Raw genomic sequence first — 16,870 nt, forward strand, 5'->3', positions numbered from 1 at the left:
CCCAGCCCGCCCCTGTTCCCAAAACCCTCAAGGGCTGGAACAATGCGGCCCACTTTATAGAACGTTTCCGGGGAGTTGCGGGTGCAGATTCAGGGTCATTACGAGCTTAAGTTCGAGGCAGTGCGTGAAGCGTTCGCGGCGCTGTTCGACGATCCTCAGGAACGTGGCGCCGCGTTGTGCATCCGGGTCGGCGGCGAAACCGTCGTCGACTTGTGGTGCGGCACCTCCGACAAGGACGGGGCCGAAGCCTGGCACAGTGACACCATCGCCAACCTGTTCTCCTGCACCAAGACCTTCACCGCCGTCACCGCCTTGCAACTGGTGGCCGAAGGCAAGCTGCAACTGGACGCCCCGATGGCCCGCTACTGGCCTGAATTCGCCGCCGCCGGCAAAGAATCGGTGACCCTGCGCCAGCTGCTTTGCCATCAGGCCGGTCTGCCGGCGTTGCGCGAGTTACTGGCCCCTGAAGCGCTTTACGACTGGCAAACCATGGTCGACGCCCTGGCCGCCGAAGCGCCATGGTGGACGCCGGGTGAGGGCCACGGTTATGCGGCCATCACCTATGGCTGGCTGGTCGGCGAGCTGCTGCGCCGTGCTGACGGTCGTGGCCCCGGTGAATCCATCGTGGCGCGGGTTGCCAAGCCTTTGGGCCTGGATTTTCACGTCGGCCTGGCCGATGAAGAGTTCCATCGCGTGGCGCACATTGCCCGTGGCAAGGGCAATGTCGGCGATGCCGCGGCCCAGCGCCTGCTGCAAGTGACCCTGCGCGAGCCAACGGCCATGACCACCCGTGCTTTTACCAATCCACCTTCGGTGCTGACCAGTACCAACAAACCTGAGTGGCGGCGCATGCAACAGCCGGCGGCCAATGGCCACGGCAATGCTCGCAGCCTGGCCGGGTTTTACGCCGGTTTGCTCGATGGCAGCCTGCTGGAAGGCGAATTGCTCGACGAGCTGACCCGCGAGCACAGCCTCGGCGAAGACAAGACACTGTTGACCCGAACCCGTTTCGGCCTGGGCTGCATGCTCGACCAACCGGATGTGCCCAATGCGACCTTTGGCCTGGGCGCGCGAGCCTTCGGGCATCCGGGCGCGGGTGGCTCTGTTGGTTTCGCTGACCCGGAACATGATGTGGCATTCGGTTTTGTGACAAATACCCTGGGGCCGTACGTCTTGATGGATCCGCGCGCACAAAAGCTTGTGCGGGTACTGGCCACTTGTCTGTAAATCACGCTCAAGGGTTCCGGAGCTGGAACCCGACGGCCTTTTCAGTTTCCAAGCGTCTGTTTATGCGGGCTGACCCGGCCTGATTTTATTACTTCATTTTTGTGGATATCCAATGTCAACCAAACCCACCCTCGCCTTGGCACTGTGCTTCGCTATTACCGGTTGCGCGCAGACTCCTAAAAATGATGCAGACGGCGGCAGTTGGTGGCCGTTCGGGTCTTCCGACAAAGTCGCGGCCAAAGAGCCTGTCAAAGAGCCGGCCAAAGAACCGGCCCCAGCTCCCTTGAAGCCCACCGCAGCCGCTGCGGTGACCAAGACTGACAGTTCCAGCCCTTGGTACTGGCCGTTCGGCTCCGAGGAAGTGCTCGACAAGAAACCAGAGGTAAAACCTGAGGCCAAGCCGGTCGAAGTCGCCAAGGCCGAGGCCGAGGCGGGCGGCAAGTGGTGGTGGCCGTTCGGCGGCAAGGATCAAAGCACTGCCAAAGCCGTGCCGATGCCTGATCCGAAAGTCACCCAAGCCTGGCTTGACGACTACGAACCGCGTCTGCGTACAGCGATCAAGGACAGCAACCTGCAACTCGAACGCCGTGAAAACGTCCTGGTGGTCACCGCGCCGGTAGAAGGCTCGTTCAACCCGGACCGCCCGGCCATGCTGCTGCCGGTAACCCTCGGCCCGTTCACTCGCGTTGCGAAAATCCTTGAAGCCGATCCGAAGACTGCCGTGCTGGTACTCGGCCACAGTGACACCTCGGGCGCAGCGCCCGCTAATGTGAAGCTGAGTCAGGAACGTGCGCAATCCGTGGCTGCGATCTTCCGCCTCAGCGGTCTGCAGCGCGATCGCCTGATGCTGCGTGGCATGGGTGGTGAAGCCCCGCGTGCTGCCAACGACAGCAATGAAGGTCGTGCCCTGAACCGCCGCGTGGAGCTGCTGGTGACGCCGCAAAACACCATGGTCGCGTTGCTGAGCAAGTACAACATGCCGGCCCCGGCGCCTGTGCGCATGGTCGCGGCCCAGGACATCAAGCCGGTTGCCAAGCCTGTGACGCCAGCACCTGCCGATGCGAAGAAAGCGGCTGCACCGGTGGCGAAAAAAGCGCCGGCCAAGAAAGCCGCCGCGAAGAAGACCCCGGCTAAAACGGCAACGCCCGCGAAGAAGACGGCACCGGCCAAAGCCGCAGCCGACACTAAAAAAGTCGCCGCCGCCGATACTACAAAGAAGTAATTCGTCAACCATAAGGAATGCGCCATGACCAAGGCCTTGGCTGATATGCGCCGCGACTACACCCGTGATGGCCTGACCGAGGCGCAAGCCCCGGCCGAGCCGTTCGCGCTGTTCCACCAATGGTTTGCCGACGCGGTGAAAACCGAGCAGGCACCGGTGGAGGCCAATGCCATGACCTTGGCCACTGTCGACCAGGAGGGGCGGCCGCATTGCCGCATCCTGCTGCTCAAGGGCCTGGATGCCCAGGGCTTCACCTTCTTCACCAACTACGACAGTGCCAAAGGCCAGCAACTGGTGGCGAATCCATTCGCGGCCATGACGTTTTTCTGGCCAACCCTGGAGCGTCAGGTGCGGATTGAAGGTCGGGTGGTGAAAGTCAGCCCAGAAGAATCCGATGCGTACTATCAGGTGCGCCCGCTGGGCAGTCGCCTCGGTGCCTGGGCTTCGCCGCAGAGCCGGGTGATTGCCGATCGGGGTGAGCTGGAGTCGCTGCTCAAGGATACCGAGCAACGTTTCAGCGATAGCCAACCCCACTGCCCTGAACACTGGGGCGGTTATCGCCTGCTGCCAGAACGCATCGAGTTCTGGCAGGGCCGTCCGAGCCGTCTGCACGACCGGCTCAACTATCGCCTGCAGGGTGCCAACTGGATTCTTGAACGCCTGGCACCTTAAGCAGTCTACCGTTCGGGATAAGCTGCCGCTGCGGCCTCAAGCCACTGCGGCAGGTCTCGACGCCTGATTTTCTGAGCCCGGGCGCTCGCCAACCGTTCGAGCATGAACGCTTTTTTCTGCTCGTCCTTGCCGGCCAGCGCCAACGCCAGGTCCCGGTCCATCCAGCGTCTGATGCGCACGTACAGCCACCCATGGAAGTACAGCCCGGCGACGGTAGTGACGACAATGATAAAGTAATCCATCCATATCCCTGGTCAGTGGCGCTGTTCTGCGAACAGACCGCGACTGAGTGGTGAGTGCGCGGACAGGCCTGTACGAAGCCTGAATCGAAACATTTTTATCCGGGCAAGACCGTGACAGGCGTCTGGCTGCGGAGTTTAATGGTTACTTGTCCTTTGGAGTTGATGCTATGCGTAAGTCTGTTCTGCTGGTTGCTTCCTTTTCCACCATGGCGATGTTGCTCACTGGCTGCCAATCGAGCTTGACCGGTGACTCCTATTCCCGTGACGAAGCGCGTCGCGTGCAGACGATTCGCATGGGTACCATCGAAGCCCTGCGACCGGTGAAAATCGAAGGTACCAAGACGCCAATCGGCGGCGCGGCAGGTGCAGTGGTGGGCGGTGTCGGTGGTAGCGCCATCGGTGGTGGCCGCGGCAGCATTGTCGCAGCAGTTATCGGTGCCGTCGCAGGCGGCCTGGTAGGCTCGGCAGCCGAAGAAGGCCTGACCCGCACCCAGGGCGTGGAAATCACCGTGCGCGAAGACGACGGCAGCATGCGCGCCTACGTGCAACAGGTTCAGGAAAACGAAGTGTTCCGCGTTGGCGAGCGCGTGCGCATTGCCACGGTGGATGGCACCAGCCGCGTTTCCCACTAAGCGGGAATACGGGTAAAAGAAAACCCCGACCAGGTGACTGGATCGGGGTTTTTCTTTAGCACATGAATTGTTCTCTACGCGGTTTGCAGCACCGGCTTGCGACTCGCCGCCGCCGTTACGGCATAGCCAATCAATGCCGCCAGGATCGAACCGGTCAGGATCCCCATGCGGTCCATGCCTGCGTAGTCACTGACGCCCGGCTCAAAGGCCAGCGAACCGACGAACAGGCTCATGGTGAAGCCGATGCCGCAGAGAATCGCCACGCCCAGCACCTGGCCCCAATTGGCCCCCTGGGGCAGGGCGGCGATGCCGGTTTTCACCGCCAGCCAGGTCAGGCCGTACACGCCGACGGTCTTGCCCAGCAGCAGGCCGATCGCGATGCCCATTGGCACGGCGTGGGTGAAGCTTTCGGCGGTCACGCCACTGAGGGACAGGCCGGCGTTGGCGAAGGCGAACAGCGGCAGGATGCCGTAGGCCACCCATGGGTGCAGCGCGTGCTCCAGTGAAAGCAGGGGAGAGGGTTCGGCGTTTTTCGTGCGCAAGGGGATGCAGAATGCCAGGGTCACGCCGGCCAGCGTGGCATGCACTCCACTCTTGAGCACGCAGACCCAGAGGATCAGGCCAATGATCATGTAGGGGCCGAGCTTGACCACGCCGAGGCGGTTCATCCCGATCAGCGCCGCGATGCAGGCGGCGGCCAGTGCCAGGGACAGGGTCGACAGTTCGCCGGAATAGAAAATCGCGATGATGACGATCGCGCCGAGGTCGTCGATGATCGCCAGGGTCATCAGGAACAACTTCAGCGACACCGGCACGCGTTTGCCCAGCAGCGCCAGTACGCCCAGCGCGAAGGCGATGTCGGTGGCGGTCGGGATCGCCCAGCCGTCCAGGGCCGGTGGATTGTCACGGTTGAGGAACCAGTAGATCAGCGCCGGGACCACCATGCCGCCAATGGCGGCCGCGCCGGGCAGGACGATCTGCGACGGTTTGGACAGCTGCCCGTCGAGGACCTCGCGCTTGACCTCCAGCCCGATCAGCAGGAAGAACAGCGCCATGAGCCCGTCGTTGATCCACAGCAGCAGCGGCTTGGCGATTTTCAGCGCGCCGACCTGGGCGACCACGGGGGTTTCCAGCAGGCCGTTGTAGAGCCACGACAATGGGGAGTTGTTGATGATCAGCGCGAGGATAGCTGCGGCGATCAATAACAGACCGCTGGCAGCTTCCAGCTGAAAGAAACGCGTGAACGTGCTACGCAGAGGCAATGTCGCTCTCCATCGATAAAGTCAAAAGGTGGCACACCCTAACCCGTACCGTTAGTTGTTAAAACAAAAGTTATATTCTTTTTTGTTATATGTCGTTACAACGCGATTCTTCGGGCAAGGACCTGAGCCTAGCAGTTGCCGGATGTATTGGAACTCAGCTGTACCTGTGTTTGATGTAGGATTTTTCCTAAGCTTGCAGGTTGAGGCTTGTGACGGGGCCGCCTATTGCCTGATCCATCGAGATAACCACCATGAGCGACAACCGACAGTGGTCCCGCGAAGCCATCCGGATCATCGAAGCCGACTTCCAGCGCAGCGCCGACACTCACCTGATCCCCTTGTCGCTGCCAGGTTTTGCCGGCATCGAGTTGTACTTCAAGGATGAGTCGAGCCATCCCACCGGCAGCCTGAAACACCGCCTGGCGCGGTCGCTGTTCCTGTATGCGCTGTGCAATGGCTGGCTCAAGCCCGGTACGCCGGTGATCGAGGCGTCCAGCGGCTCGACGGCGATTTCCGAGGCATACTTCGCGCGTTTGCTGGGGGTGCCGTTCATTGCCGTGGTGCCGGCCAGTACGTCGAGGGAAAAGATCGCACAAATCGCGTTCTATGGCGGGCAGACGCATCTGGTCGCGGATCCGACGCAGATCTACGCCGAGTCCGAACGCCTGGCGCGCGAGCACGACGGCCACTTCATCGACCAGTTCACCTACGCCGAGCGTGCGACCGACTGGCGTGCGAACAACAACATCGCCGAATCGATTTTCCAGCAGATGCGTTTCGAAAAGCACCCGGAGCCGAGCTGGCTGGTGTCCAGCCCCGGGACTGGGGGGACGACGGCGACCCTGGGGCGTTACGTACGTTATCGGCAGCACGCCACCCGCGTGTTGTGTGCCGATGCCGAGCGCTCGGTGTTTTTCGATTACTACCAGACCGGCGATGCCAGCCTGCGCCTGGATCACGGTTCGCGGGTCGAAGGCATTGGTCGGCCCCGGGTGGAAGCGTCATTCCTGCCCAAGGTCATCGATGCGATGGTCAAGGTGCCGGACGCATTGTCACTGGCAGCCATGCATTACCTGGCTGAACGTCTGGGGCGGCATGTCGGTGGATCGAGCGGGACCAACCTGATTGGCGCGTTGATGGCGGCGCAGCAGATGGCGGCGGCGGGGGAGCAGGGTTCGATCGTGGCGATTCTGTGCGACAGCGGCGAGCGCTATGCCACGACCTATTACGATCAGGCGTGGCTCAAGGCCGAGGGGTTTGAGTTGAGCGGGTTGATCGATGCGGTGGCCGCGACGGTCGAGCGCGGCGAGCCGCTACCGGCGAGCGTGTTGCGCGCCAATATCTGACCCCCCTGCACCTGTAGGAGCTGGCTTGCCAGCGAATGCGGTTCGTCATTCAACAGAAACGTTGGCTGATCCACCGCCTTCGCGAGCAAGCCCGCTCCCACAGGGGGTTGGCGTCAGGCTTCGAGGCCGAGGATATCCCGCGCCACCGCTTCGGCGATGCGAATGCCATCGACACCCGCCGACAAAATCCCGCCCGCATAACCCGCGCCTTCACCCGCCGGGAACAAGCCTTTCACGTTCAGGCTCTGCATCGACTCGTTACGCGTAATGCGCAGCGGCGACGAAGTACGGGTCTCGATCCCGGTCAACACCGCGTCATGCAGCGAGTAACCGCGAATCTGTTTCTCGAACGCCGGCAAGGCTTCACGAATCGCTTCGATGGCGAAGGCCGGCAAGGCCAGCGCCAGGTCGCCCAGGGCAACGCCCGGTTTGTAGGAGGGTTCGACGCTGCCCAGCGCGGTGGACGGCTTGCCGGCGATGAAGTCGCCGACCAATTGCGCCGGTGCTTCGTAGTTGCTGCCACCGAGCACAAAGGCGTGGGATTCCAGGCGTTCCTGCAGCTCGATACCGGCCAGCGGGCCGCCCGGATAATCGACTTCCGGGGTAATCCCGACAACGATCCCGGAGTTGGCGTTGCGCTCGTTGCGCGAGTACTGGCTCATGCCGTTGGTGACCACGCGGTTCGGCTCGGAGGTCGCCGCCACCACCGTGCCGCCCGGGCACATGCAGAAGCTGTAGACCGAACGGCCGTTCTTGGCGTGGTGCACCAGTTTGTAGTCGGCGGCGCCCAGTTTCGGGTGGCCGGCGTACTTGCCCAGGCGCGCGCGGTCGATCAGCGACTGCGGGTGCTCGATACGGAAACCGACCGAGAACGGCTTGGCTTCCATGTACACGCCGCGGCCGTGGAGCATGCGGAAGGTGTCCCGGGCACTGTGGCCCAGGGCCAGGATCACGTGTTTGGAGTGGATCTGCTCGCCGCCATCGAGTTCGACGCCGACCAGTTGGCCGTCTTCGATCAGCACGTCGGTCACCCGTTGCTGGAAGCGCACTTCGCCGCCCATGGCGCGAATCTGCTCACGCATGTTTTCCACAACGCCCGTCAGACGGAACGTACCGATGTGCGGTTTGCTGACGTAGAGGATTTCTTCCGGGGCACCGGCCTTGACGAATTCATTGAGGACTTTACGGCCGATGAACTTCGGGTCCTTGATCTGGCTGTAGAGCTTGCCGTCGGAGAAGGTCCCCGCGCCGCCCTCGCCGAATTGCACGTTGGACTCGGGGTTGAGCACGCTTTTACGCCACAGGCCCCAGGTGTCCTTGGTGCGCTGGCGCACTTCGGTGCCGCGTTCGAGGATGATCGGCTTGAAGCCCATCTGCGCCAGCAGCAGCCCGGCGAAGATCCCGCACGGCCCGAAGCCGACGACGACAGGGCGCACGCTCAGGTCGGCCGGCGCCTGGCCAACCATTTTGTAGCTGACATCCGGTGCCACGTTGACGTTACGGTCATCGGCGAACTTGTTCAGTACCGAGGCCTCATCGCGAACATCGAGGTCGATGGTGTAGATGAAGCACAGCTCGGAGGATTTTTTGCGCGCATCGTAGCTGCGCTTGAACAAGGTGAAATCGACCAGGTCATCGCTGGAGATGCCCAGGCGCTGCAGGATGGCAGGGCGCAGGTCTTCATCGGGATGGTCGATCGGCAGCTTGAGTTCGGTGATTCGTAACATGGCAGGATCCGGTTCGCGGGGCGCACAACTGCGCCAGGGCGTTTGAAACCGGCGATTATAAGCCCCAAAGGCGCAGGCCCGTGAGGCTAAAACGATCAGTCGTCGCGCGAACCGCCGAAATACCCGCAACCGCGCTGTACCTTGCCATCGATGCGCAGTTCGGCAGTCATGTGCTGCAGACTGCCTGTGCTGTTGTCGATGCAGCGTTGTGGCGCGACCCACAGTTCGATGTGCTGGTTGTTGGCTTCGGTGCTGAGGTTGAAGCGGCCTTCGCCCAATTGCTCTTCGACGTAGGGCACGGCCAACGGCGGCTGGCCGGCGCGTTCCACGACCATGCCTTTGCCGGTGACGCTCACGCTCCACTCGGGGGCATGGCCGGCGGCGCGCAGGATCAGCGGCTTGAAATTTGGATCGGCGCAGGCGGTGGCGGAGCGCTCGACTCGGTACAGCGTTTCCACGTCGAGCTGATCTTCGCCGTTACCGGGAACGATGCGCCCACGCACGTCGGCAAACAGCTTGCCCTGGGCATCGGCGAGGCTCGCGGCCTGTTGCAGGACGCTGGTGCTGCCCGTGTCATTGACCAGGTAACGGCGTTGCTCGCCGCACGGCTGGAACAGCAGTTTGCCGTCGGCGGCGCTCAACTGGCCCTGCAGGCGGGTCTGCCCGACGTGGGAGGCACTTTCACGCTGGCCGTCGAACAACTGGCAGGCCGCGAACAGGGGGAGCAGGGCAACAAGGACTAAGGAACGGGCAGCACGCATCTTGGGGTCTCCTGACAAGTGCCGCCACGTTACTCAGCCTGACCGTTCATCACAACCCTGCATTACGCCGGGCTTTTTGTAGGAGCTGGCGCAGCCTGCGATCTTTTGATGTTGTTTGAGGTGATTGAAAATCAAAAGCCAGATCAAAAGATCGCAGCCTGCGGCAGCTCCTATCCCACGTGAAAGGTCTGGCCCGTCTGCAAGCCTTCGACGCTTTTGGCGTAGGCCAATGCCACATCCTCGGCAGGAACCGGCTTGTAGCCACGGAAATACGGGGCATAGCTGCCCATGGCTTCGACCAGGACTGTCGGGCTGATCGAGTTCACGCGTAAGCCGCGTGGCAACTCGATGGCGGCAGCGCGGACGAAACTGTCCAGCGCACCGTTGACCAGCGCAGCGGATGCGCCACTGCGGATCGGGTCGTGGCTGAGTACGCCGGTGGTGAGTGTGAAGGATGCACCTTCATTGGCGAACTCACGGCCAATCAGCACCAGGTTGACCTGGCCCATCAGCTTGTCCTTGAGGCCCAGGGCAAAACTCTCTTCGCTCATTTCGGCCAGCGGTGCGAAGGTCACGTTACCGGCGGCGCACACCAGTGCATCGAATTTGCCGGTCTGTTCGAACAGTCGGCGAATCGACGTGCTGTCACTGATGTCCACCTGAAAATCACCGCTGCTGCGGCCAATGCGGACGATCTCGTGGCGCTGGGACAGCTCCTTGTCGACGGCCGAACCGATGGTGCCGCTGGCGCCAATCAAAAGAATTTTCATACTGGCTGATCCTCGTTGGATTGAGTAAGGCTTCAGTTTAGAGTGGTTTTTTTCCGGCGATAAGCGGACTAATGGGCAACCTTTGGTTTTCAAATGGAAACAATCCATGAGCGAAATGGATGACCTGGCCGCCTTCGCGGTATTGATCGAAGCGGGCAGTTTTACCCTAGCGGCGCAGCAATTGGGTTGCAGCAAGGGCCAGTTGTCCAAGCGCATCAGCCAGTTGGAAGCGCAGTTTTGCGTGGTCCTGCTGCAGCGCACCACGCGGCGCTTGAGCCTGACAGCGGCGGGCGCGGCGTTGTTGCCCCAGGCCCAGGCGCTGGTGGTGCAAGTCGAGCGCGCGCGCCAGGCCCTGGCACGCCTGAAGGACGACATGGCGGGCCCGGTGCGGATGACGGTTCCGGTGTCACTTGGGGAAACTTTCTTCGATGGCTTGTTGCTGGAGTTCTCCGCCCAGTATCCCGAGGTGCAGATCGAACTGGAGCTCAACAACAATTACCGTGACCTGTCCCGGGACGGCTTCGATCTGGCGATCCGCTCCGATGTGGCGATCGATCAGCGCCTGGTGGCGCGGCCGTTATTGGCGTGGCGGGAATTGACCTGCGCCAGCCCGGCCTATCTGGAGCAATACGGTGAACCGCAGACGCCTCAGGCGCTGGCCGAGCACCGCTGCCTGCTCAATAGCCACTACAGTGGCCGGGAGGAGTGGCTGTATCACCAGCAACACGAGCTGTTGCGGGTACGGGTTTCCGGGCCGTTTGCCAGCAACCATTACAACTTGTTGAAAAAAGCCGCCCTGGCTGGCGCCGGCATTGCCCGTTTACCGTCCTACGCGTTGCCCGAGGAATTGGCTGACGGGCGCTTGCGCTGGCTCCTGCGTGATTTTCAGACCCGGAGCATGCCGATGTACCTGGTGCACCCGTATCAGGGTGGGTTGCCCAGGCGCACGCAGGTGCTGGCGGATTATTTGATTGGCTGGTTCAAGCGCAGCGGCGAGGCGCTGGACAGGCTTTGAATCTTCACACGGACCCTGTAGGAGCTGGCTTGCCAGCGAAAGGGCATAACATTCAACGACGATGTTGACTGATACACCGCTATCGCTGGCAAGCCAGCTCCTACAGGGTTCTGTGTTGTTGGCGGGATTGTGGCGGGCATAAAAAAACGGCCCGCGAGGGCCGTTTTCTGGTTACCCCGAAGGCTTAGCCACCGAGGTACGCATCACGCACTTTCGGATCGGTCAGCAGCGCTTCACCGGTGCCTGTCATCACTACCCGGCCGTTCTCCAGAACGTAGGCGCGGTCAGCGATTTTCAGGGCCTGGTTGGCGTTCTGCTCGACCAGGAACACCGTCACACCGTCCTTGCGCAGCTGTTCGATGATGTCGAAGATCTGCTGGATGATGATCGGGGCCAGGCCTAGCGAAGGCTCGTCGAGCAGCAGCAGCTTGGGCTTGCTCATCAGTGCGCGGCCGATGGCGAGCATTTGCTGTTCGCCGCCGGACATGGTGCCGCCACGCTGGCTGAAACGCTCTTTCAGGCGTGGGAAAAGTCCGAGGACCTTGTCCATCTGTTCCTGATAGTCGCCCTTGGCGGTGAAGAAACCACCCATGGAGAGGTTTTCTTCCACGGTCAGGCGGGAAAACACCCGACGACCTTCCGGCACCACGGCAATGCTCTTGCGCATGATCTGCGAAGAATCCTGGCCGACCAGTTCCTCACCCATGTAGCGGATGCTGCCGCTGTGGGCCCGAGGCGAACCGCACAGGGTCATCAGGAGTGTGGACTTGCCGGCACCGTTGGCGCCAATCAGGGTCACGATCTCGCCCTGGCGGACTTCGACGTTGACGCTGTGCAGGGCCTGGATCTTGCCGTAGAAGGTGGAAACGTTTTCGAACTGCAGCATTTACGCTTCCCCCAGGTAGGCTTTGATCACTTCAGGATTGTCGCGGATCTGTTCCGGCGTACCGTTGGCCAGGGGGGTGCCCTGGTTGATCACGACGATGTGGTCGGAAATGCTCATGACCAGTTTCATGTCGTGTTCGATCAGCAGCACAGTGACGTTGTGCTCCTCACGCAACATGCCTATCAGCGCCTTCAGGTCTTCGGTTTCCTTCGGGTTCAGGCCGGCGGCCGGTTCGTCGAGCATGAGGATCCGCGGACGGGTCATCATGCAGCGGGCGATTTCCAGGCGCCGTTGCTGACCGTAGGCCAGGGTACCGGCCGGACGGTTGGCGAACTCCTTGAGGTTGACCTTTTCCAGCCAGTACTCGGCGAACTCCATGGCCTCGCGTTCGCTCTTGCGGAACCCCGGGGTCTTGAACAAGCCGGACAGGAAGTTGGTGTTCAGGTGACGATGCTGGGCGATCAAGAGGTTCTCGACCGCGGTCATGTCCTTGAACAACCGCACGTTCTGGAAGGTACGCACCACGCCCTTGAGGGCGATCTTGTGGCCCGGCAGGCCCTCGATCGGCTCGCCATCGAGCAGGATGCTGCCGCCGCTTGGCTTGTAGAAGCCGGTCAGGCAGTTGAACACGGTGGTCTTGCCGGCGCCGTTGGGGCCGATCAAGGCAACCACTTGTTTCTCTTTCACGCTCAAGGCAACGCCGTTGACCGCCAGCAAGCCGCCGAAGCGCATGCTCAGGTTTTCTACTTTAAGGATCTCGCGGCTCATTTGCGCAGCTCCATGTGAGGACGTTGCATGGGCAGCAGACCCTGAGGGCGCCAGATCATCATCAGTACCATCAAGGCACCGAACATCAACATGCGGTACTCACTGAACTCACGCATCATTTCCGGCAGCAGGATCATCACCACCGCCGCCAGGATCACACCCAGCTGCGAGCCCATGCCACCCAGCACCACGATGGCGAGGATGATCGCCGACTCGATGAAGGTGAAGGACTCCGGCGTCACCAGGCCTTGGCGGGCAGCGAAGAAGCTACCGGCGAAACCGGCGAAGCTGGCACCTAGGGTGAACGCCGAGAGTTTGATGATGGTCGGGTTCAGACCCAGTGCACGGCAGGCGATTTCGTCTTCACGCAATGCTTCCCACGCGCGGCCAAGCGGCATGCGCAGCAAGCGGTTGATGACGAACAGCGCACCCAGGGCCAGCAACAGCGCAACCAGGTAAAGGAAGATCACCTTGTTGATCGAGTTGTATGCCAGGCCGAAATACTCGTGGAAGGTTTGCATGCCTTCCGCGGCTTTACGTTCGAAGGTCAGGCCGAAGAACGTCGGTTTCTCGATGTTGCTGATGCCGTTCGGACCGCCCGTGAGGCCGGTCAGGTTACGCAGGAACAGACGGATGATTTCACCGAAGCCCAGGGTCACGATTGCCAGGTAGTCACCGCGCAGGCGCAGTACCGGGAAGCCGAGCAGGAAGCCGAAGGTGGCGGCCATCAGGCCGGCAATCGGCAGGCAGATCCAGAAGCTCAGGCCGTAGTAGTGCGACAGCAGCGCATAGCTGTAGGCGCCGACGGCGTAGAAGCCGACGTAACCGAGGTCGAGCAGGCCAGCCAGGCCGACCACGATGTTCAGGCCCAGGCCCAGCATCACGTAGATCAGCACCAGCGTCGCGATATCCACCGCGCCGCGAGAACCGAAGAACGGCCAGACCAGGGCGCCGGCGATCAAGGCAATGATGATCCAGCGCTGGGTGGTCGGCAGGGTCAGGAAGTTACTGGCCTTGGCCGGGATCAGCGGCATGCTTGGCGAGGAGCGCCAGGCCGAGCTGATCTGCTGGTCGAACAGCACGCGCAGGAACATCAGCACCGAACACACGGCGATGGTGATCAAGGTGGCGTCGCTGGTGCCATGAACTTCGAGGTTGATGCCGACGATGGTCAGCTTCAGGCCGAGTACCGGGTAGGCCACGGCCCATACCAGCAAGGCACTGAACAGTGCCTGTTTAAGATTCCTAGTCATACCTTCTCAACCTCCGGACGGCCCAGCAGGCCGGTTGGCCGGAACAACAACACCAAAACCAAGAGACCGAAAGCCACGACGTCCTTGTACTGGTCGCCGAAGACATCGGCGCCGAAGGCTTCCGCCACACCCAGTACCAGCCCGCCGAGCATGGCGCCCGGAATGCTGCCGATACCGCCCAGTACCGCCGCGGTGAAGGCCTTGAGCCCGACCAGGAAACCGGCGTTGGGGTTGATCACGCCGTATTGCATGCTCAGCAGCACGGCCGCGATGGCCGCCAGCGCAGCACCGATGACGAAGGTCAGGGCGATGATGTTGTTGGTGTTGATACCCAGCAGGTTGGCCATCTTGATGTCTTCGGCGCAGGCACGGCAGGCGCGACCCAGGCGAGAGCGGGAGATGAACAGCGTCAGGCCGAGCATGGCGACCAGGGTCACCACGAACACCACGATTTGCATGTAGGAAATCAGCACTTCATGTGCACCACCTGGCCCGAAGGTGAAGTTGCCCGGAATCAGGTTGGGGATGGATTTGTCCTTGGAGTCTTGCGCCAGCAGAACCGTGTTCTGCAGGAAGATCGACATGCCGATGGCGGAAATCAGCGGGATCAGACGGTTGCTGCCGCGCAACGGGCGGTAGGCGATCCGTTCGATGCTGTAGCCGTAGGCACTGGTGACGACGATGGTCGCCAGGAAAGCGGCGGTCATCAACAGCGGAACACTGTCGAGTCCCAGCATGGCCAGCCCGGCGATGGCGATGAACGCCACGTAGGAGCCGATCATGTACACCTCGCCGTGGGCGAAGTTGATCATTCCAATGATGCCGTAAACCATCGTATAGCCGATGGCGATCAGGGCATACGTGCTGCCAATGGTCAGGCCATTAACCAGCTGTTGGAAGAAGTGATAGATGTCAGGCATTACAGCGCTCCTAAAAACCTGATACGCATTTCACTGGTGGAGTCATTTTCCCGCCCGGGCCCCGTGGATCTGCATCCACTTCGAATCCGGGGTTTGCCAGCGAACCGCTGATGACGGTTTTGAGATTTTCAGGTGGGGAGACTGGCGGATCACGCCAGCGCGGCCCAGGTACGTTCGTAAAACAAAGCCCACGGCACGCCGTGGGCTTTATTGGCAGTCAGTCAGGCAAGACCTTACTGAGGCTTGGCTTCAGTTTTTGGTTTGCCGAAGTGCCACTCGTAGACCACGAATTTGAAGTCTTTCAGGTCGCCTTTCTCGTCGAAGGCCAGGTCGCCAGTTGGAGTCTTGAAGGTACCCGCGTGGATGGCTTCAGCCACTTTGGTCGCGTCTTCGGACTTGGCGGCCTTGATGCCGTCGGCGATCACGGTCACAGCCGAGTAGGCCGGGAACACGAACGGACCGCTCGGGTCTTCTTTCTTGGCCTTGAACGCATCAGCCAGGGCAACGTTGGCCGGATCCTGGTCGAAGGATTTCGGCAGGGTCACCAGCAGGCCTTCGGAAGCGTCCTTGGCGATCTGCGAGATGGAGTCGTTACCCACGCCTTCCGGACCCATGAACTTGGCTTTCAGGCCTTTTTCCTGGGCTTGACGCAGGATCAGGCCCAGCTCCGGGTGGTAGCCGCCGTAGTAGACGAAGTCGACGTTGGCTTGCTTGAGCTTGGCGATGATCGAGGAGAAGTCCTTGTCGCCGGCGTTGACGCCTTCGAACACGGCAACCTTGGTGCCTTTCTTCTCGAGGGTCTGTTTAACGGCGGTGGCGATGCCTTCACCGTATTGCTGTTTGTCGTGCAGGACGGCAACGATTTTCGGTTTGACGAAATCGGCGATGTAGTTACCGGCGGCAGGGCCTTGGGCGCTGTCCAGGCCGATGGTGCGGAACACCATTTTGTAACCACGAGCGGTGATGTCCGGGCTGGTGGCCGCCGGGGTGATCATGATCACGCCTTCGTCTTCGTAGATGTCCGAAGCCGGTTGGGTGGAGCTGGAGCACAGGTGACCGACCACGAACTTGACACCGTCGTTGACGACTTTGTTCGCGACCGCTACCGCTTGTTTTGGATCACAGGCGTCATCGTATTCGACGGCTTCGAGTTTCTTGCCGTCTACGCCGCCTTTGGCGTTGATCTGTTCAATGGCCATTTTGGCGCCGCTGAACTGCATGTCGCCGTATTGGGCTACAGGACCGGTCTTGGGGCCGGCGATGCCGATCTTGATGGTGTCAGCTGCGAACGAATGGCTGGCAACCCCGGCCAGAACCATAGCGGCAAACAGTTTGGAAATCTGCTTAGTAGCCTTAGTCATAGTGCTCCACTCTTACTGTTGTAATTTTTATAGTCCTGGCGCCGTTGGCAGCAGAACCGGGTCAGATATCTACGACATCCCCCGGAAAAGCCCCCCGGCAACTGTACCGGTACAGTGTAGAGCGCCGATTGTCAGCCTGGGAAGCTGGCGCCAGGGGGCAAAACTTGGGGGTGTCGCTTTTTTGAAAGAAAAAGTCAGAATTGCGGCGGGGTTTTGACGGGCTTATAGCCAGATTCCGTGCATTCCTTGGCTTTCCTGCGCTTTTCATTCGGTCACTCAAATTGCATCTGGGTTTTTCTGCCTGACCACCGACGTTATCATTGCGTCGATTTCTTTTCCGGACCGGACCCATGACTGAAGAACCTAGCACCCTCTATGCCAAACTGCTCGGAGAAACCGCATCTATTTCCTGGAAGGAACTGGAGCCGTTCTTCGCCAAGGGTGCCCTATTGTGGGTCGACCCGAGCCTCGATTTGATCGCCGCAGCCGAAGCTGTAGCCACTGATGAAGGCGAGAAAGTGGCTGCCTGGCTGGCCGAAGACAAGGTCGCCAAGCTGTCTGAAACGCGGGCGCTGGATCTTTTCGAACGGGATCCGCAGCTGTGGGCTGTGGTGGTTTCGCCGTGGATCCTGATCCAGGAAAGAGCGCAGGCCTGAGTGCGTGCACCATGGTGGTGCCATCGCAGAGCCAAGGAAAGTGTGTAGCCGAGTAGCGTGATGGCAGGTTGCCGTAGAGAAAGGCCACGCTTCACGGTGACGTAAACGTAACGGGAACAGTTGGTAGGACAGCTGAACGGCTGAGCAATT

Annotated in this window: 17 protein-coding genes; 7 read left to right on the plus strand and 10 right to left on the minus strand. The window is 61.1% G+C overall.

All coding sequences use genetic code 11. The features are described 5' to 3' along the window. Nucleotides 1-81: 81 nt before the first annotated feature. The 3 genes from NPS56_RS03120 (at nucleotide 82) to pdxH (ending at nucleotide 3,121) form a co-directional block, all read left to right on the plus strand. Nucleotides 82-1,227: a serine hydrolase domain-containing protein gene (locus NPS56_RS03120; protein WP_274073410.1), complete on the plus strand. Its 1,146-nt coding sequence runs from the start codon at nucleotides 82-84 to the stop codon at nucleotides 1,225-1,227. A 112-nt stretch (nucleotides 1,228-1,339) separates the two neighbouring features. After that, the gene (locus NPS56_RS03125; RefSeq protein WP_274073411.1) at nucleotides 1,340-2,449 is read left to right on the plus strand and encodes an OmpA family protein; all 1,110 of its coding nucleotides are present in this window, start codon (nucleotides 1,340-1,342) and stop codon (nucleotides 2,447-2,449) included. Between the two features lie 24 nt (nucleotides 2,450-2,473). Further along, nucleotides 2,474-3,121 (plus strand): pyridoxamine 5'-phosphate oxidase, encoded by a 648-nt coding sequence (pdxH, locus tag NPS56_RS03130; RefSeq protein ID WP_274073412.1) that lies wholly within the window; start codon nucleotides 2,474-2,476, stop codon nucleotides 3,119-3,121. Nucleotides 3,122-3,126: 5 nt separating this feature from the next. On the opposite strand, the gene NPS56_RS03135 is transcribed toward pdxH, so the two are convergent. After that, nucleotides 3,127-3,363, minus strand: coding sequence for a hypothetical protein (locus NPS56_RS03135; RefSeq protein WP_274073413.1), 237 nt, complete (start codon nucleotides 3,361-3,363; stop codon nucleotides 3,127-3,129). A gap of 167 nt (nucleotides 3,364-3,530) precedes the next feature. Between NPS56_RS03135 and NPS56_RS03140 the strand changes: the two genes are divergently transcribed. Beyond that, nucleotides 3,531-3,995 (plus strand): glycine zipper 2TM domain-containing protein, encoded by a 465-nt coding sequence (locus NPS56_RS03140; protein ID WP_274073414.1) that lies wholly within the window; start codon nucleotides 3,531-3,533, stop codon nucleotides 3,993-3,995. Between the two features lie 74 nt (nucleotides 3,996-4,069). On the opposite strand, the gene nhaA is transcribed toward NPS56_RS03140, so the two are convergent. Beyond that, nucleotides 4,070-5,257, minus strand: a complete 1,188-nt coding sequence (gene nhaA, locus NPS56_RS03145) for a Na+/H+ antiporter NhaA (protein ID WP_274073415.1) — start codon at nucleotides 5,255-5,257, stop codon at nucleotides 4,070-4,072. Between the two features lie 251 nt (nucleotides 5,258-5,508). Here nhaA and NPS56_RS03150 point away from each other — a divergent pair, with 251 nt between their 5' ends. Next, nucleotides 5,509-6,603, plus strand: a complete 1,095-nt coding sequence (locus tag NPS56_RS03150) for a PLP-dependent cysteine synthase family protein (RefSeq protein ID WP_274073416.1) — start codon at nucleotides 5,509-5,511, stop codon at nucleotides 6,601-6,603. Nucleotides 6,604-6,716: 113 nt separating this feature from the next. On the opposite strand, the gene NPS56_RS03155 is transcribed toward NPS56_RS03150, so the two are convergent. From NPS56_RS03155 to NPS56_RS03165, 3 genes are all read right to left on the minus strand, one after another. Continuing rightward, nucleotides 6,717-8,330 carry an NAD(P)/FAD-dependent oxidoreductase gene (locus NPS56_RS03155; RefSeq protein ID WP_274073417.1) on the minus strand — a complete coding sequence of 538 codons (1,614 nt, stop codon included), beginning with the start codon at nucleotides 8,328-8,330 and terminating at the stop codon, nucleotides 6,717-6,719. Between the two features lie 95 nt (nucleotides 8,331-8,425). Further along, entirely contained in the window at nucleotides 8,426-9,091 is a 666-nt protein-coding gene (locus tag NPS56_RS03160; RefSeq protein WP_274073418.1) for a COG3650 family protein, read from the minus strand. Nucleotides 9,092-9,261: 170 nt separating this feature from the next. Next, the gene (locus tag NPS56_RS03165; protein WP_274073419.1) at nucleotides 9,262-9,861 is read right to left on the minus strand and encodes a short chain dehydrogenase; all 600 of its coding nucleotides are present in this window, start codon (nucleotides 9,859-9,861) and stop codon (nucleotides 9,262-9,264) included. Nucleotides 9,862-9,967: 106 nt separating this feature from the next. On the opposite strand from NPS56_RS03165, the gene NPS56_RS03170 reads away from it, so the two are divergent. After that, nucleotides 9,968-10,876, plus strand: coding sequence for a LysR family transcriptional regulator (locus NPS56_RS03170; RefSeq protein WP_274073420.1), 909 nt, complete (start codon nucleotides 9,968-9,970; stop codon nucleotides 10,874-10,876). Nucleotides 10,877-11,060: 184 nt separating this feature from the next. Here NPS56_RS03170 and NPS56_RS03175 read toward each other — a convergent pair whose 3' ends face one another. The 5 genes from NPS56_RS03175 to NPS56_RS03195 all read right to left on the minus strand — a co-directional run bounded on the left by NPS56_RS03175 (nucleotide 11,061) and on the right by NPS56_RS03195 (nucleotide 16,064). Continuing rightward, nucleotides 11,061-11,762 (minus strand): ABC transporter ATP-binding protein, encoded by a 702-nt coding sequence (locus NPS56_RS03175; protein ID WP_020798122.1) that lies wholly within the window; start codon nucleotides 11,760-11,762, stop codon nucleotides 11,061-11,063. Further along, entirely contained in the window at nucleotides 11,763-12,530 is a 768-nt protein-coding gene (gene livG / locus NPS56_RS03180; protein ID WP_274073421.1) for a high-affinity branched-chain amino acid ABC transporter ATP-binding protein LivG, read from the minus strand. Further along, entirely contained in the window at nucleotides 12,527-13,783 is a 1,257-nt protein-coding gene (locus tag NPS56_RS03185) for a high-affinity branched-chain amino acid ABC transporter permease LivM (RefSeq protein WP_274073422.1), read from the minus strand. The genes livG and NPS56_RS03185 overlap by 4 nt, the downstream gene beginning before the upstream one ends. Beyond that, entirely contained in the window at nucleotides 13,780-14,703 is a 924-nt protein-coding gene (gene livH, locus NPS56_RS03190) for a high-affinity branched-chain amino acid ABC transporter permease LivH (RefSeq protein WP_274073423.1), read from the minus strand. Before livH ends, NPS56_RS03185 begins: the two co-directional genes overlap by 4 nt. 233 nt (nucleotides 14,704-14,936) lie before the next feature. Then, complete coding sequence (locus NPS56_RS03195; RefSeq protein WP_274073424.1) at nucleotides 14,937-16,064, minus strand: branched-chain amino acid ABC transporter substrate-binding protein; 1,128 nt, start codon at nucleotides 16,062-16,064, stop codon at nucleotides 14,937-14,939. Between the two features lie 350 nt (nucleotides 16,065-16,414). On the opposite strand from NPS56_RS03195, the gene NPS56_RS03200 reads away from it, so the two are divergent. Beyond that, complete coding sequence (locus NPS56_RS03200) at nucleotides 16,415-16,720, plus strand: DUF2288 domain-containing protein (protein WP_274073425.1); 306 nt, start codon at nucleotides 16,415-16,417, stop codon at nucleotides 16,718-16,720. The last annotated feature ends 150 nt before the right edge of the window (nucleotides 16,721-16,870 follow it).

Source organism: Pseudomonas putida, assembly GCF_028682635.1.
In the GTDB taxonomy this organism is placed as follows: Bacteria; Pseudomonadota; Gammaproteobacteria; order Pseudomonadales; family Pseudomonadaceae; genus Aquipseudomonas; species Aquipseudomonas putida_AE.

Coding starts and splice junctions, on each gene's coding strand:
- livG (WP_274073421.1), bottom strand. CDS start 12,530: ATGAGCCGCGAGATCCTTAAAGTAGAAAACCTGAGCATGCGCTTCGGC.
- NPS56_RS03195 (WP_274073424.1), bottom strand. CDS start 16,064: ATGACTAAGGCTACTAAGCAGATTTCCAAACTGTTTGCCGCTATGGTT.
- NPS56_RS03200 (WP_274073425.1), top strand. CDS start 16,415: ATGACTGAAGAACCTAGCACCCTCTATGCCAAACTGCTCGGAGAAACC.
- NPS56_RS03150 (WP_274073416.1), top strand. CDS start 5,509: ATGAGCGACAACCGACAGTGGTCCCGCGAAGCCATCCGGATCATCGAA.
- NPS56_RS03155 (WP_274073417.1), bottom strand. CDS start 8,330: ATGTTACGAATCACCGAACTCAAGCTGCCGATCGACCATCCCGATGAA.
- NPS56_RS03125 (WP_274073411.1), top strand. CDS start 1,340: ATGTCAACCAAACCCACCCTCGCCTTGGCACTGTGCTTCGCTATTACC.
- NPS56_RS03165 (WP_274073419.1), bottom strand. CDS start 9,861: ATGAAAATTCTTTTGATTGGCGCCAGCGGCACCATCGGTTCGGCCGTC.
- NPS56_RS03185 (WP_274073422.1), bottom strand. CDS start 13,783: ATGACTAGGAATCTTAAACAGGCACTGTTCAGTGCCTTGCTGGTATGG.
- NPS56_RS03170 (WP_274073420.1), top strand. CDS start 9,968: ATGAGCGAAATGGATGACCTGGCCGCCTTCGCGGTATTGATCGAAGCG.
- NPS56_RS03175 (WP_020798122.1), bottom strand. CDS start 11,762: ATGCTGCAGTTCGAAAACGTTTCCACCTTCTACGGCAAGATCCAGGCC.
- pdxH (WP_274073412.1), top strand. CDS start 2,474: ATGACCAAGGCCTTGGCTGATATGCGCCGCGACTACACCCGTGATGGC.
- NPS56_RS03135 (WP_274073413.1), bottom strand. CDS start 3,363: ATGGATTACTTTATCATTGTCGTCACTACCGTCGCCGGGCTGTACTTC.
- NPS56_RS03160 (WP_274073418.1), bottom strand. CDS start 9,091: ATGCGTGCTGCCCGTTCCTTAGTCCTTGTTGCCCTGCTCCCCCTGTTC.
- NPS56_RS03140 (WP_274073414.1), top strand. CDS start 3,531: ATGCGTAAGTCTGTTCTGCTGGTTGCTTCCTTTTCCACCATGGCGATG.
- livH (WP_274073423.1), bottom strand. CDS start 14,703: ATGCCTGACATCTATCACTTCTTCCAACAGCTGGTTAATGGCCTGACC.